The following is a 16,270-nucleotide window of genomic DNA, read 5'->3' as shown; positions in this document are numbered from 1 at the left end:
GAACGCTGCGGCGACTTCTAATCATCGGCGCGAGCGCCGTCATTATCCAAGCCGTGCGACGCGGAGCGGCCAAAGGCTCGTGGCTCGAGCAGATGCTGGCGCGCAAGCCGCGCATGCTCGTGAGGGTGGCACTCGCCAACAAGATGGCGAGGATCGTCTGGGCCCTTCTGGCGAAGGGCGGAATTTACCGAGCTCCGGCGGCGATCGCGGCGTAAGGCCGGGACCGTCGTCAGAGGCCGTCGGGGCGCGAGGTCGGTCGTAGGAGGGTATGGCACAACAGTCGGCGAGACGGGATCGGAAGAACCAGGGCTTTCCACCGTGCCTTCGAGCACGCTTCGGGTGTGATGGTTCCGGTCCGCGAACTCCCATACGGGCCCGCAGCCGAATGGCTGCATCAAGAGGCCGGACAGATGGCAGCATCCGACATCGTGCCAACCCAACAAAAACCGCTTGCGTCCGAGGGGGCGTCCACAGATGGAGAGCTGATACCATCACCAAACCGACTTGCCCCCCATCGGCAGACTGGCCTATTCGGTTTTCAACAATTCTAGCCGGAACCACCAACCATGTCCGCCACCGAAAAATCCTTCCCTGTCTCCTGGGACCAGTTCCATCGCGATGCGCGCGCCCTCGCCTGGCGTCTGTCCGGGATCAACGGCGAGTGGAAAGCGATCGTCTGCATCACGCGCGGCGGGCTCGTGCCGGCGGCGATCATCGCGCGCGAGCTGGGCGTCAGGCTGATCGAGACGGTCTGCGTCGCCTCCTATCACGAGTACTCCGAACAGGGGCGGCTTAAGGTCCTGAAAGAGGTCTCCTCCGATCTGACGGCAAATGGCGGCAAGGACGTTCTCATCGTCGACGACCTGACCGACACCGGGAAGACCGCGCGCATCGTGCGCGAGATGCTGCCCGAGGCCCATTTCGCTGCCGTCTACGCCAAGCCCATGGGTCGTCCGCTGGTCGACACCTTCATCACGGAGGTCAGCCAGGACACCTGGATCTTCTTCCCGTGGGATCTCGGCCTGACCTTCCAGGCGCCGATCGGCAAAGAGACCAGAGGCTAGAGCATTTTCAGCGAAAGTTGACACACGTTCGCGCCCTCGGAAAAGCAAAAAAAGCAACAAGCTGGATCGCTTTGAACAACCGCGCTTCCGTTGAGCCCGCTCCAGTCCGTAGTCTAGGAACGCATTTCGACAGGTGGCGGAATCAGCTGCAGGCCCATCTCGATGGTCAGGCCGCCCGCCTTCAACCTGCGCTCAATGGTTCCGCGAAGCTGGTTCGTGACCAGGATCTGAAGAAGCTCCGAACCGAACCCCGGCTTCGCTTCACCGTTCGTTTCAGGGCCGGAAGCTTCTGAAGGGTCTAGCCCGGTCTCCTTCCAGAAGAGATGGAATATCTGGGCATTTTCCCGCAACTCGCATGACCATTCGACCGATAGGTGCCCTTCGCCATCGGCGCGGAGCGCGCCGTGCTTGACCGCATTGGTCGTCAGCTCGTGCATGATCATGCCGACAAACACCGCCTCGTTCGCAGCCACCGCGACCTCTGGACCGGACAGCTCGTACTGCCCTTCCGCCGCCAGCGGCGACAGTTCCCGCTCCACCATTTTTGCAAAATCGACGCTTCCGCCCGATTGCTGGGCGATCAGTTCCTGCGTGGAAGAGACGGTCGAGATCTTGTCGATGATATCCAGTTTGAGCGGGATCAACGCCGGGTCGCGCATCGACAGAGAGATTACCGCCTGGACGATGGAAAAGGCGTTGCGCGTGCGATGCTGCAATTCGCGGGCGACGAGCAGGATTTCCTTTTCCGCGGCTTCGCGTGCCGCGACTTCAAAGCGCAGCGCGATCTGCTGAGAGACGAGTTCCGCCAGATCTTCGGCCGCCGCGATCTCGTTCTCGCTCCACTCCCGCCGCACGGTATCGACAGCGCAGAGCGAGCCGATCGTCTCGCCCGTCGGCAGATGAATCGGCGTTCCGAGATAGGCGACAACACCTATCGTCCCGATCAGCGGGTTGTCCTTCAGCTTATCGTGGGTCCGCACGTCCGGGACGACCAGCGGCTTTCCGTCGGTGACCACATGGCGGCAGAAAGAATGGCTGATGGGGGTCTGCCGGCTCGTCGCGAGCGGCTCGGGAAGCCCCACCTCGCTTTTGAAGACCTGCCGATCCGGCTCGACAAAAGAGATGTAAGCAACAGGCACGCTCAGGAAACGCGCCGCGAGACGCGTGATCCGATCGAACTCCTGCTCGGGTTGTTGTCCGAGGACGCTCCAGTCGATCAGACTGCCACTCCTGTCAAACCCTCTTGTCATCATACCCATCGAGGCGCCCGGCCACTTCATACCGCCGCGCCAGTAAAGGACACCGGCTCTCCTTTTGGAAAGTCAAAAAGCGCTAAGGAACACAGGGGTTTGTCCCAAAGCCTTTCCCGCACGTCCGGTGCTATCGCAGTTTTTACCGCACCTTAGCCATAAATCGCGGGCGCCGGAGCGGTTGCCGTCGCAGTGCGGCAAATCGGGATTGTCCACAGGCTTTTCTTCAAATGCGGATTACCGTGGACACGTGTCCTTCACGAATTGCCCGAATCGCTTGGCTCTCCTAGCTTCGGCCCTCACACTGCGGTCCGAGGCAGATTTTTCGAGCCGGGAACAAGCGGTGAATAAGCGGTCTTTCCGTTCGTCGGCACCAAAATTCAGACTCGCTTAAGCCTCCCGCATCTACTATATCTAGGGCCAGCGAAGTCGCGATCAGGCAAATCTTGTAGCAGCGCACCGGATGTCCATTCTCCGGTCCGTATTGCTGCGGACGCTGTGCGCCTGCCTGCCGCGAGCCGCTGTCACACGGGGAACATTCAGAGGGAAACGGGCCGTCATGGGCATGAAGATCGAACGCCGCTACACCAAGGCCGGTGAGAGCGCTTACGAGAGCATCGAATTCCGCAAGGCGACGAGCGAGATCAAGAACCCCGACGGGTCGATCGTCTTCCGCCTCGCCGATATCGACGTGCCGGCCCAGTTCAGCCAGGTCGCCTCGGACATTCTCGCCCAGAAATATTTCCGCAAGGCCGGCGTTCCGACCAAGCTGAAGCGCGTCGAGGAGAACGACGTTCCCTCCTTCCTCTGGCGCTCGGTTCCCGATCAGGATGCGCTTGCAGGCCTTCCCGAGGACGAGCGTACCGGCTCGGAGATGGACGCGCGGCAGGTCTTCGACCGTCTCGCCGGCACCTGGACCTATTGGGGCTGGAAGGGCGGCTATTTCGAGAGCGAGGAGGACGCGTCCGCGTTCAAGGACGAGCTCGCCTATATGCTCGCCACCCAGAAGGTCGCGCCGAACTCCCCGCAATGGTTCAACACCGGCCTCCACTGGGCCTATGGCATCGACGGCCCCGGCCAGGGCCATCACTATGTCGACTACCAGACCGGTGAGCTGCGCGCCTCCGATTCCGCCTACGAGCATCCGCAGCCGCACGCCTGCTTCATCCAGTCCGTCGGCGACGACCTCGTCAACGAGGGCGGCATCATGGATCTCTGGGTCCGCGAAGCCCGCCTCTTCAAGTACGGCTCGGGCACCGGCTCCAACTTCTCCTTCCTGCGCGGCGAAGGCGAGAAGCTGTCCGGCGGCGGCAAGTCCTCCGGCCTCATGTCCTTCCTGAAGATCGGCGACCGCGCGGCCGGCGCGATCAAGTCGGGCGGTACCACCCGCCGCGCCGCCAAGATGGTCGTCGTCGACATCGATCACCCGGACATCGAGAACTACATCAACTGGAAGGTCCGCGAGGAGGAGAAGGTCGCCGCCCTCGTCACCGGCTCCAAGACCGTCGCGAAGAACCTCAAGCTCATCCTGTCGGCCTGCGTGAACTGCGAGGGCGCGGAAGGCGACTGCTTCGACCCGAACAAGAACCCCGCCCTCAAGCGCGCCGTCAAGGACGCCAAGAAGGCGCAGGTGCCGGAGAACTACGTCAAGCGCGTCATCCAGTTCGCACGCCAGGGCTTCACCGACATCGAATTCCCCGTCTACGACACCGACTGGGACTCCGAAGCCTATCTCACCGTCTCCGGCCAGAACTCCAACAACTCCGTCTCCCTGACGGACGACTTCCTGCGCGCCGTCGAGAACGACGAGGAATGGCAGCTCATCCGCCGCACCGACGGCAAGGTCCACAAGACCGTGAAGGCGCGCGAACTCTGGGAGCAGATCGGCTACGCCGCCTGGGCCTCGGCCGATCCGGGCCTCCACTTCAACACCACGATGAACGACTGGCACACCTGCCCGGCGGCCGGAAAGATCCGCGCCTCCAATCCGTGCTCGGAATACATGTTCCTCGATGATACGGCCTGTAACCTCGCCTCGCTGAACCTTCTCCAGTTCGTCGAGAAGAACGGCGACACCAAGCGCTTCGACACCGCCTCGTTCGAGCATGCGACGCGCCTGTGGACCATCGTCCTCGAGATCTCCGTCCTCATGGCGCAGTTCCCGAGCCGCGAGATCGCCCGCCTCTCCTACGACTACCGCACCCTCGGCCTCGGCTTCGCCAATATCGGCGGCCTCCTCATGTCCGGCGGCATTCCTTATGACTCCCGCCACGGCCGCGCGATTTGCGGTGCCATCTCGGCGCTGATGACAGGTATCGCCTACAAGACGTCTGCCGAAATGGCCGGCGAGCTCGGCACCTTCCCGGATTACGAACGCAATGCCGAGCATATGCAGCGCGTCATCCGCAACCATGCCCGCGCCGCCCACGGCATCGCCAACGGCTATGAGAAGCTCGCCGTCGATCCGGTCCCGCTCGACCACGCCTCGCTCGCCGACAAGCGCCTCTCCACCCGCGCCAAGGCAGCGTGGACGGAAGCCGTCGAGCTCGGCGAGACGAACGGCTATCGCAACGCCCAGGTCTCGGTCATCGCGCCCACCGGCACGATCGGTCTCGTCATGGACTGCGACACCACCGGTATCGAGCCCGACTTCGCCCTCGTGAAGTTCAAGAAGCTTGCCGGCGGTGGCTACTTCAAGATCATCAACCGCGCCGTCCCAGAGGCGCTCCGCACGCTTGGCTACAGCGAGGCGCAGATCGCCGAGATGGAGGCCTATGCGGTCGGCCACGGCAATCTCAACCAGGCGCCGGCGATCAATCCCGGCTCCCTCAAGGCCAAGGGCTTCACGGACGAGCTGATCGGCAAGATCAACGACGCCCTCACCTCGGCCTTCGACATCAAGTTCGTCTTCAACCGCTACACGCTGGGCGACGATTTCATGCGCCAGCTCGGCGTTTCGGACGAACAGCTGAACGATTTCACCTTCGAGCTTCTGCCGCATCTCGGCTTTTCGAAGAAGGACATCGAAGCCGCCAACATCCATGTCTGCGGCGCGATGACCCTCGAAGGCGCACCGCATATCAAATCCGAGCACCTCGCCGTGTTCGACTGCGCCACCCCGTGCGGGCGCATCGGCAAGCGCTACCTCTCCGTCGAGAGCCATATCCGCATGATGGCGGCGGCCCAGCCCTTCATCTCGGGCGCCATCTCCAAGACCATCAACATGCCGAACGAGGCGACGGTCGAGGATTGCAACGCCGCCTACATGCTCTCCTGGAAGCTCGCACTGAAGGCCAACGCCCTCTACCGCGATGGCTCGAAACTCTCCCAGCCGCTCAACGCCTCCCTCATTGCCGATGAGGACGACGAGGAGGATACGGTCGAGGAGGTCGCGGCCGCCCTTGCGAGCGCCCCTGCCCCCGAGCAGGCCGTCCAGGTCGCCGAGCGCATCGTGGAGCGCGTCGTCGAAAAGGTCATCCGCGACCGCGAGAAGCTGCCGAACCGCCGCAAGGGCTACACCCAGAAGGCGATCGTCGGCGGCCACAAGGTCTATCTCAGAACCGGCGAGTTCGACGACGGCCGCCTCGGCGAGATCTTCATCGACATGCACAAGGAGGGTGCCGCCTTCCGTGCGATGATGAACAACTTCGCCATCGCCATCTCCCTCGGCCTCCAGTTCGGCGTGCCGCTGGAGGAATATGTCGAGGCCTTCACCTTCACCCGGTTCGAGCCGGCTGGCATGGTGCAGGGCAACGAGGCGATCAAGAACGCCACCTCGATCCTCGACTATGTCTTCCGCGAGCTCGCCGTCTCCTATCTCGGACGGCACGATCTCGCCCACGTCCAGCCGGAGGAGTTCTCCGCCTCCACCGTCGGGCGCGGCGTCGAGGGCGACAAGCCCACCCCGCTGCCCATCTCGTCCGGCATGGTGCGCGGCCAGACGGCGAGGTTCCGTCTCGTCTCTTCCAACGAGGCGCAAGGCTCCCTGAAGGATGGCGCTCCGGGCAGCGCCGCCACCGCCCCCACCGCGAAGGCCACCGGCACCCAGCCCGGCGGAAACGTCGCCCAGCTCGCTACCAAGCCGGCTGCGGCGAAACCCGCCGGCCCTGCGGCCGTCACATCGTCCGCCCCTCGGTCTGTCGCCCCGCAGGGTAATCAGGCGATCGCCTTCAAGCGCGACTACGAGGCCGCTCCCCTCACCGAGCCCGCCCCGGTCGCCGACCAGTCGCCGGCGCAAGGCCTGTTCGACCAGCCCGTCGCCTACCCGGCCACGGACCGCGACCGCGGCAATGTCGCGAATGAGCAACCGGCCCATTCCCGCGACACCTCGGGTGACACGGCCGGCACGGCCAGCACCGTCGCCCCCGGCGCCAACGCCTCAGCCGGCGAACGCCGCGCCGTCGCGATGATGAAGGGCTACACCGGCGACAGCTGCACGGAGTGCGGGAACTACTCGATGGTGCGAAACGGGACGTGCTTGAAGTGTGATACGTGTGGCAGCACGAGTGGGTGCAGCTGAGAAGCCCGCTTGAACGCGTAAAGACGATCGACGGCCCGTGCTTCACGCTCGGGCCGTTCTCGTTTGAGGAGCAGTCCATGTGTCAGCGGCACGTTGGTTTGCCTCAGGGCACTGAAATGACGCCGTCGTGGCAAGCTAGGTGTGCCGCAGTTCTAAGCGGCAACCTGGTTCGCATCGGCGAACTTTAAGGCATCCCGTTGTGCCACGTTAGCTCCGTCGCGGTTGCCGGGGCGCCTGATTAGGTCCCCGGGAACCCCATGCCGCCGATGCGGCCGTTCGACGACCACTTAGTTCCGTGGTCCGACCTTCCCTCTACGTCCTGCGCGTCATTATCGGCGCGCAGGAATGGTTACGGGAACAAAACGACAACCAAGTCCCTGCCTCGAGTAGCCGGCACGGACGACCTCCCTCGAGGGACCCGACGCGTTGTCGGCCACACCTCGCGAACAGGATGGAGAAGTCAGATGGCGAACAACTGGAAGCACGACCGGGCCAAGGCGTTCATCGACGCGCGGATCAAGGACGTCAATACGGTCAATATCATCGACTACAAAAGAGACACTTCGCTGGAGTCGATCCCGACCAACAAGGCGTACCGGATGGACGCGGTCCACCTGTACGTCGACATCCAGAACTTCGAGGAGATCCTCTCATCGACCGAGGTCGACGGGGTCACGGCCCACAAGCGCGCGCTGCGCTTCCTCGACCTTCACCAGCGCGCTGTCCACCGCATTCTCCGGAAGACCGACACACGCCGCGTCGATTTTCACGGTCAGCGCCTTCATGCCGTCGTGGCAAAACCCTACGGCGAGGCTGACGAGGCGACCCGCGTGCACCGCGCGGTTGCCATCGCGCAGCTCGTCATCGACGTCCTGGCAGAGACCGGCGACGACGACCAGAACATCCCGGCCGCAGAGGTGCGCGTCGGCATCGACACGGGCCGCGCCCTTGTCGTCAACAATGGCCGCAATGGCAACCGCGAGCCGCTCTTCCTCGGCCGCCCCGCCAACATGGCGGCCAAGCTGGCGTCGCGCAACGATGATGTCGGCATCTACCTGACGAACGAGGCGCGCCGCGCGATCAACCTCGATGAACTCGGCGAGGACGACGTTGCGGAGACGCCCCTGACGGTCGACGAGATTGCTGCCTCCGTCGAGAAGGCCCACCTTGAGGTGACGAAGGACGAGATCGTTAAGGGCTGGCGTAAGGACAATGAGAACAACCCGATCGGGTCCTTCGTGTTCTCGCGGACGACACCGCCGATCCGCAACCTAGACCTCACTTCGCTTACTCCGGGCAACTCGCGGCGGATGGAAACAGTCTCGGTCTACGCGGACATCGATAACTTCACCGCCTATGTCGACGCCCACATCGAGGACAACCCCGAGAACGTCGTCCGGTGCCTCCACGTGATCCGTGCTGAACTGGACCGCGTGCTCACGTCGGATTTCGGCGGGCGGCGCATCCGCTTCATCGGAGACTGCGTCCACGGCCACCTGCTCGAGGGCACGGCCACCGCGACGGACACGAATGCAACGGTATCGACGGGAGCGATCTGCGCTGGCGGCCTCCGGAGCAGCTTTGACCTCGCTCTTGAGAGGGTGGTCGACGCCGGGATCGAGGTCGACGACCTCGGGCTCGCCGTAGGATTCGAGTTCGGACAGACCGCAATCTCGCGGTTGGGCGTCCAAGGTTCCAGGACCCGCTGCTCAATCGGCCGAACCGTCATCGGCGCAGAGAACGAGCAGAAGCGGTGCAACGGAACGGAGACGGCCATCGGGAAGGCCGCGTACGACGCAGGTCCTGCCTCGGTGCGCACGCTGTTCGGCACGGGCAGGAAGAAGCCAAACCTGACCTACGACGATGTGATGACGAGCCTCGAGGCCGACAACAACGCTGTTGCGAAGGCGATCCGGGCGGCCAGCGTGGTGATGGCGACTCCTGCCGTCGCGCGCGCGGCCGCGACCCCGTTCCGGCCGTACGCTGGGGACGGTGGCTAAAAATGGCGCTCCTCGATCTGCTAGCGCGGGTTGCCGAAGCGAATGACGGCACGGTCGAAAGCCGGGACGGAAACCTGGTGCGGATCGCAGTCCGCCCGACTCTCGATTCGGGCGCTCCACCCCCGATATACGGGATCGGGGTGTCGGTGGTCGGCGGCGCGCTCCGCGCCAGGGAGTACGGGACGCGGTTCCTGCCGACCTACTGCCCCGAGCGGCACATCAACGTGGACGGATCCTTCTGCCTGTACTGGACCGAGGAGGAGCCGCTCGTGTTCCTGAACGAGGACGACGTCTTGCTCTGGTGGGGCAAACTTCTCACCTTCCTGCGGCGCCAGATCGCCGCCGACAGCCTGAGGCGGTGGCCGGGCAAGGGCGACGCGCGCGCGCACGGTGCGGAAGCGGCCCGCCATCAAGCGGCGGCAGAACGTGCGGCCTGCACTTTGGGAGGACGGTTCCCAGCCGCGTTGAACGAGGGGAGGCTGACCGCAAAGCGATCGCGAACTGGGGGGCACAAGCGCACCCGGCTGCTTCTCGACGGTCTACGGGTAGTTTCGGTCGACGTCGACGCCGGACGGGTCATGACCCTCCGATCCCGCTGTCCGTGCGCCCGCGTGGACGGCAAGCCCCTCCCGATCGTCGCGTGCGCTGATCACGCGTCCGCGTTGGCGACGCTCGCCTTGTCGCTGGAATTGTGGGCGAAGGCCGAGCGGGAGTTCTTCGAGAGCGCGGCCGTTTGCGGACACCACTGCTGTGGGTCAGTTGAGGGGTGTCCACTGCCCTTGGACGAACGTGAATCTTTGCGAAAGGCAGCTTGAGGACCATGGCCAGGGACGACCAGCAGGAGAGCTACGAGAAGATCCTATCCGCGCACCATGGCCGAATGATCGACTTCGTGAAGTTCGCCGAGACGAAGAACGCGGCCCTGCTCACGTTCACGTCTGTATGGATCGGTTCGATCATCGGTTTCATGCAGGCCCAGACCCCGCTGCCATTAGGCTACGACACGGCGTTCCTGTTCACCCTGCCGCTTCTCTGCGTGGCCGCCCTCATATCGCTGGCATCCTTCCTGCCCCGGCGCCTCCACCATCATCACCGGGATGACGACGGCGTAAAAAATCTCCTCTTCTTCGGGGACATCGCGCAGATGGAGCCGCGTCAGTACGGCAAACGCGTCCGCGAGCGTTACCTCCCGCCGGAAAACGTCTCGTTCACCGAACGCTACCTCGAGGACCTGACCGTACAGATCTCGGTACAGGCCCACATCGCCGACCGAAAGTTCAAGGCGTTCAACCGAGCCGCACGGCTGGTGATCGCCGCTTTCGGCGTGCTGACCATTCCCGTCCTGAAGACGCTGATCTCAATCGGAGCGCGGTACGCGATCGCTCATGGTTGGCTGTAGCATCAGGTTCTTAGGAATAACTAATACGGTGCAGCCTGAACTCGACGTCGTCGGCGCGGTCGTCTTCACGCGACACATCTCTCACAATTCAGGGATTTAGGAACCTACCTGCGGCGAAACGTCGACTTCGACCGGAGCCAAGGAAACAAGCATCTGGTCCTGCCGCTGTAACAGTCCCTCGTTCAGCAAAACCTCGACGCACGCTCCGATGACTGCCCGGAGCTGCGCGCTCGTAGCCTTGAAGCCGAGTTGGCGCGACAGCGCACCCGCGACCTCGTCGTCCGTCGCGCCGAAGTTGTCGATGACGATGCGCAGGATCCCGACCTTCAGTTCGTCCAGCGGCAGCATCTCCGGCCTTCGCAGACCTTGCGAGAGAGTGTCGCGCCGGTCGCGGACTGTGGGCTCCGTGTCCGCCAGCGATAAGAAGTCACCGTCTTGTATGATCCCACGGTTCGCGACTGCCTGCTTGACGCCCTGTTCGACGGCGGCCTGGATCCGTGCCCCAGCCCGCTGTAGCCCGAAAGCGTCACGAATACGAGCCACGACCTCGTTGATGTGAACGGGCGTTTCGACCTGAACCACCTGTGCTACGAGATCAGCCATCTTCCCGACCGGCGTCTCATGCAGCTCGTACGGTCCCGGGCGGGTCAGCGTCGCCTCGACGTAGGCCGTGGCGGCCGCGCGATCCTCGGGGACAGCATCGCCAAGCCCAACCTCGGTGACCTCGCCGCGGTCGACCGTGACGATCTCAATCGGCACCGCGCGGTGGGCGGCGAGGCCCCGTTCCATGCGCTCGTCAAGCTCCGCCTTCGCCGCCTCAATCGCGGTAACGGTGCGCTCGAGCTGCTCCTGCGGGCGCTGGAACCAATCGGTGCTCCAGATCCTGTGGATGATCCAGCCGTGGTCCTCGAGTACCGCCTGCCGCAAGCGGTCGCGATCACGGGCCGACCTCGACGAGTGATAGGACGCGCCGTCGCACTCGATACCGATCAGGTACCGACCCGGGCGTTCGGGATCGGAAACGGCGAGATCAATGAAGATGCCTGCGATACCGACCTGCGGATGGACCTGATACCCCTTTGCTTGAAGCGCATTCGCAACCTGTTCCTCGAAAACGCCGTCCATGTCGCGCTCGGTCGACTGCGCGAGGGAGAGCCGACCCGTCCTCGCATAATGGAGGAAGAGCTTGAAGGCGAGGATGCCCGCGCCTTTGCCTCTTTCGAGGTCGATGTCCTCGTCTGTGATCGATGCGTAGACCTCGCAGCGCCGCTTGGCGCGGGAGATGAGGACGTTCAGACGCCGCTCGCCGCCCTGCGCGCCAAGGGGGCCGAACCGCATCGCCATGTGTCCTTGAGCGTTCTTGGCGTAGCCGACCGAGATCATGATGACGTCGCGCTCGTCGCCCTGCACGTTCTCGAGGTTCTTGACGAAGAACGGCTCCGACGGATGGGCGTGGAAGAACTCCTCGGTGTCGAGGTTCAGGCGCCGGAGGAGCTCGACCTCGTCCTGAATCGCCCGCCGCTGTGACACGGAGAAGGTCGCCACGCCGAGCGACTGCTCAGGGTTCGTCTTGGCGTGCCGGATGACCGCCTCGGCGACGGTCCGGGCCTCGACGGCGTTCACGGACGTGCCGCCCGAATCGAAGACTCCGTCGGGAACATTGTGGAAGCGCAGCCCCATCCCGGCTTCGGCCGTGTACGGGCTCGGTACGATGAAGAGCTTGTTCTGGTAGAATTGCGTGTTGGAAACGGCGATCAGCGACTGGTGGCGACTGCGGTAATGCCAACGGAGCATGCGCTGCGGCAGGCCGCGGGCGGTGAACAGGCCGAGGATGCTCTCTATGTCACCTACGCGCGCGCCGTCCTCGTCGTCGTCCTCGTCGTCCCCGCCGGTCATCTTCGAGAAGAACTTCGTCGGCGGGAGCTGGCGCTCGTCGCCGACTACGACGACCTGCCGTGTCCGGGCGATGGCGCCCAGCGCGTCGACAGGTTGGATCTGCGAGGCCTCGTCCATGACAAGGAGGTCGAAAGCAAGCTTTCCTGGCGTAAGGAACTGGGCGACGGACAACGGGCTCATCATCATGACCGGCTTCAGCGCCTGGACGGCCGGCCCCGCCTTCTGCATGAGCTGGCGAATCGGCATGTGGCGGCTGCGTTTGGCCATCTCGCCGCGCAGGATGCCGACGGGACCGACGCCACCGTCACGCGGCGGGATGCGTCGGTGGTGCGAGCGCACGACCTCAAGGCTCGCCGCCTTGATGCGCTCTCGGTCGAGGTTGGCGAACTCGCGCACCTGCCGGCTGTGGAGGTTACCGTCGAAGCGGCCGAGTTCGGGGTTAACCCGGATAAGCTCGTCGAGGATCGCCTCGTGGTATGCGATCTCGAACGAGGGAAGCGTCTCCGCTGTCGACAGGCGACCGTCCTCGAGGTGGTCTACGAATACGGACATGCCGTCCGCCCGGGCCCGGTCAGCGCGGTCACGGTAGGAGACCCATTTTGAGAGCTGCTCGGCATTGGCGAGCCAAGTTTCCATCCGTTCGCGACAGCGGTCGAGCGCCACGTTGGCGTAGCCCTCGGCACCGAACAGACTCCGGGCGTCGGCCATGAGGAAGGAAGCGACCTCCGCCAACGTGCGCTGCGCCGCGTCGGACGCGGCAACAGCTCGTCCGGCCCGCTCGGCGACCACGGCACGGTCTGGCAGGCGCGCGGCAAGGTGCCGAAGGTCGCCATGCGCCCTGATCCACTCTACGGCTCCCGCCAATGCATTCCAGTCCGAAGCCTTGCCTCGCCAGGCCGAACCGAATGCTTCCTCGCCGAGTGTTGCACGTTCATCGATCGACTGAGCGGCCGCTTGCCACTGAGCGATGCGCTCGACGAGGCTGAGCCGCTCGGAGAGGGCTTCGGGGACGGAGAGCATGACCTCACGGCAGAGCCCATTGGCCCAGGCGAGGTTGCGGGCCCGGGCTTCGATAATATTCAACGGTGCGCGGTCGGCGGAGACGGCGTTGTCGAACGCGGGACCCGCCGCCGTGCCGAGATCGGTCCAGAGCATTTCGAGCAACGGCTTTATGGCGTCGACTTGACGGAGCACCAACGCGGCGTGCTCGCCTACGACCTGCCGTTCGGCGAGGCGGCCGGCGATGAGACGAGGCTCGGCACCGAGGCCGCGCAGCGTCCGCATCCAATCGACGAGGGCAAGGAGCGGAGAGGACGCCGAGCGCTCGCCGCGCCAGTCGGCGCCGAAAGCCGACCGCCCAAAGGCGTCGTCCTCGCGCACGCGCCTCGCGGCCGCCTGTCCCTTCATCAGCGTGTCGAGGAGGTCGACGACCTCCTGTGTCGGCATGTCGGGGTTGCGCAGGATAGAGCGCACCAGCGCCTTCGCCTTGCGGTAGTCGCCATTGAGCGACTTCAGGAACCCGGTGTTCGTCGCAAGCGCTTGCCGCGCGGCCGAGACCTCGGTCGTCCAGGCGACGTCTAGGATCCGGTCGCCCATCGCCGCGCGCGAGCGCTCGAGTGTCTCGACGGCTTCGGCGAGGTCTCCCGCCTGCTCGACGCCCTGGTCCCACACGGTGGCCGCGAAAGCTTCGGGGCTGGCGTCGGGGGCGGCTGCGACGCGCTCGCCCGTGGTGACGAGGCGGGAGACGGCAGCGAGCGTGTCGACCGGGGCCGAGACACCGAGTTCGGAGGCAAGCCGATCGGCCTCCGCGCGCAGGCGGGGAAGCAGGTCCGCGAGCTCGGCGGCCCGGTCGAACGCGGCCGCGGGGAAGTCTCGCGGCAACCAGACGAGCTGGGCTTCCAGTCCTTCAATGGACGTGTCGAGCGCCGACGGGGGGACGGCGTCTCCCAAGGATTCGCTCTGCCGCCGAAAGTCCGCGCCCGCCGTCACGAGATCGGCAATTGCCCCGCTCCGTTCGTCCCAGGCCCCGGCCCGGAACGCATCGGGCGATAAGTCGGGCGCACGGGCCAAGATGTCCGCGCGCTCGTGCAGCGCGGTCGCCCCACTGAACTCGGACGGCTTCGGCTCCAGCTCCAGCGTCCCTGCCAGTTCCCCGTACTCAGTCTCGAGTTCCGCCACGGCCGATCGGAGCGCCTCTATGCGTGGCAGCAGCCGCTCGAGGGTCGTCGGCAGGACGAGGTCGAGACCGACGCCGTGCCATGGATGGCGGACGGGCAAGCCGATCTCGTCGACACGCTGGGTCAGCTCGACGAGGAGCCGTCGCCGCGCGGACAGGTCGTCCGGCGACCAGCGTGTCGCGCCGTCGAGCGTCAGGTCGACCGGCCGCTGTCCTTCCTGCCTCAGCTTCGTCAACGCCCCGAACACTTGATAGGGCGTCAGGCCGGACGCGGCGTGCGGCACGTGCATGCGCTCGGCGTGGAGGTTCAGGACGTCGCGCGCCTCGCGGAGCTTGCCCGCGAGGCTCGACGGGAACTCGCCGCGCGGCGAGCCGAGTTCCCAAGTTCGGCGCAGCTCCTCGAGGAGGCCCCGCTTGTTCGCCTTGTTGCTGTGGAGCTCGAGGCAGGCGTCGCCGACCCCGGCGTTGTCGAGGCGGCGCTTCACGACCTCGAGCGCCGCCATCTTCTCGGCGACGAAGAGGACGGTCTTCCCGTCGGCGACGGCGGACGCGATGACGTTGGCGATCGTCTGCGACTTGCCCGTCCCGGGCGGCCCCTGGATGACGAGGTCTCGGCCGCGGCGGACGTCGTGGACGGCGAGCGTTTGCGACCCGTCGCTGTCGACGATGTGAAGCATCTCCGCCGGATCGATGTGGCGGTCGATCCGCTCGTCCTCCGACAGCAGAGGCTCGCCCGCCTCGAAACCGTCGGACAAGAGCGATCGGATCGTGGACTGGTCGGTGATGCGCCCGTCTGCGGGCCAGTTCTCAGGATCGAGGTCCCGGTACATGAGGAACTTGGAGAACGAGAAGAAGCCGAGAACGATGTCGTCCGGCAGGACGGACCAGTCATCCTTCGTTGAGACCGCCGTGGTCACCTCGCGGAAGTAGGCGTCGGGATCGAACTCGTCGCCGCCTTCGAAGGACGGCAGGCGAAGCTTGTGGACGCGGTCGAGATAGGCCTCGAGCGAGAGGTTCGACGTCTGGTCCTCGGGCCGCACCCGCAGGCGGAACCGCTCGCCGGCCGTGCCGCGCTCAAGGCGCACGGGGACTAGGACGAGCGGGGCGTGCCGGATGTTCTCCTTGTTGTTGGGATCGACCCAGCGGAGCATGCCGAGCGCCAGGAAGAGGACGTTGACACCTTGCTCCTCCTCCAGCGTCCTGGCGTCGTGATAGAGATCGAGAAGGCGTTTCTGAAGCCCCTTCGGCGTCATCCGGGTTTGCAATTTCGTGTCGAGGTGACGCTTCAGTCGACCTTCTTCGTCAGTGGTCTCGTCGAGATCGTCCGGAAGGGAGAGGTCAACGGACGGCTCCTCCTCTTCCGGTGAAGAAGGTTCGCTTCCATCGGAGGGGTTACGATCCGGCCGCCCTGCAAGGAAAGTGAACGCCTTGGCCTCTTTGACCAACAGCCGATAAACCTCAGCGGATCGCTCATCCACGACTTCGATTGATTTCGCAGATTTGGATTGTCGCGGAACGTTCAGAAGTCGGTTACGCGCGGAGAGATCGAGCAATTCAGTTCGTGCACGCTCGAGCTTCTCCTCGATTGGCAAGCTACTCTGATATAAAGAACTGTTGGCTTCAGACATCGGCGACTCTCGGTTTCAGCTCGCAAACTAGAGCTGAATGGATTGTCAAATTCAATCCTAGGCTTAGGGAATTTTCGAAGTCGCGCTTAGTATGATTGCTTTCGTTCGGCTCGCCAGATGGTAGGTGGCTTAGCAAGGGTCAGCCGCGGTGAGCAGCACGGCTTGCCATTGACTCGCAGATGAATGTTCTCTACCTGTTCCATCCATGGCACAAAGATCGCACAAATTCCGGATTGCACGGCGCACAATGAGTGCCTCGGCTCGGTGCGTTCGCCTGATATCGATACGCTGATCCTCCCGAACCCTTCCGCATAGGTTCCCGGCCCGCTCGATCAGCG

At 64.5% G+C, this 16,270-nt stretch carries 7 protein-coding genes and 1 pseudogene; 6 read left to right on the top strand and 2 right to left on the bottom strand.

Annotated features, from left to right (window positions below; genetic code table 11):
- Nucleotides 1-215, top strand: a pseudogene (locus ABRA89_RS18450) (IS110 family transposase); the annotation flags it as partial.
- Nucleotides 216-566: 351 nt separating this feature from the next.
- Nucleotides 567-1,064 carry a xanthine phosphoribosyltransferase gene (gene gpt, locus ABRA89_RS18445; RefSeq protein WP_349942965.1) on the top strand — a complete coding sequence of 166 codons (498 nt, stop codon included), beginning with the start codon at nt 567-569 and terminating at the stop codon, nt 1,062-1,064.
- 113 nt (nt 1,065-1,177) lie between these two features.
- Here the strand turns inward: gpt and ABRA89_RS18440 are convergent, their stop codons facing one another.
- On the bottom strand, nt 1,178-2,323 hold the full coding sequence (locus ABRA89_RS18440; RefSeq protein ID WP_349942964.1) for a GAF domain-containing protein: 1,146 nt from the start codon (nt 2,321-2,323) through the stop codon (nt 1,178-1,180).
- 556 nt (nt 2,324-2,879) lie between these two features.
- On the opposite strand from ABRA89_RS18440, the gene ABRA89_RS18435 reads away from it, so the two are divergent.
- The 4 genes from ABRA89_RS18435 (at nt 2,880) to ABRA89_RS18420 (ending at nt 10,232) form a co-directional block, all read left to right on the top strand.
- Nucleotides 2,880-6,833, top strand: a complete 3,954-nt coding sequence (locus ABRA89_RS18435) for a vitamin B12-dependent ribonucleotide reductase (RefSeq protein WP_349942966.1) — start codon at nt 2,880-2,882, stop codon at nt 6,831-6,833.
- A 464-nt stretch (nt 6,834-7,297) separates the two neighbouring features.
- Nucleotides 7,298-8,833 carry an adenylate/guanylate cyclase domain-containing protein gene (locus tag ABRA89_RS18430; RefSeq protein ID WP_349942963.1) on the top strand — a complete coding sequence of 512 codons (1,536 nt, stop codon included), beginning with the start codon at nt 7,298-7,300 and terminating at the stop codon, nt 8,831-8,833.
- A gap of 2 nt (nt 8,834-8,835) precedes the next feature.
- Complete coding sequence (locus tag ABRA89_RS18425) at nt 8,836-9,648, top strand: E2 domain-associated cysteine-rich protein (RefSeq protein WP_349942962.1); 813 nt, start codon at nt 8,836-8,838, stop codon at nt 9,646-9,648.
- 65 nt (nt 9,649-9,713) lie between these two features.
- Nucleotides 9,714-10,232: a Pycsar system effector family protein gene (locus ABRA89_RS18420; RefSeq protein WP_349942961.1), complete on the top strand. Its 519-nt coding sequence runs from the start codon at nt 9,714-9,716 to the stop codon at nt 10,230-10,232.
- A gap of 96 nt (nt 10,233-10,328) precedes the next feature.
- Here the strand turns inward: ABRA89_RS18420 and ABRA89_RS18415 are convergent, their stop codons facing one another.
- On the bottom strand, nt 10,329-15,932 hold the full coding sequence (locus tag ABRA89_RS18415; RefSeq protein WP_349942960.1) for a DUF3320 domain-containing protein: 5,604 nt from the start codon (nt 15,930-15,932) through the stop codon (nt 10,329-10,331).
- Nucleotides 15,933-16,270 lie beyond the last annotated feature (338 nt).

The organism is Fulvimarina thalattae (genome assembly GCF_040239565.1).
Classification (GTDB): Bacteria; Pseudomonadota; Alphaproteobacteria; order Rhizobiales; family Rhizobiaceae; genus Fulvimarina.
Note: the sequence above shows the minus strand (reverse complement) of the source record. Positions and strands in the feature narration are given on the sequence as shown.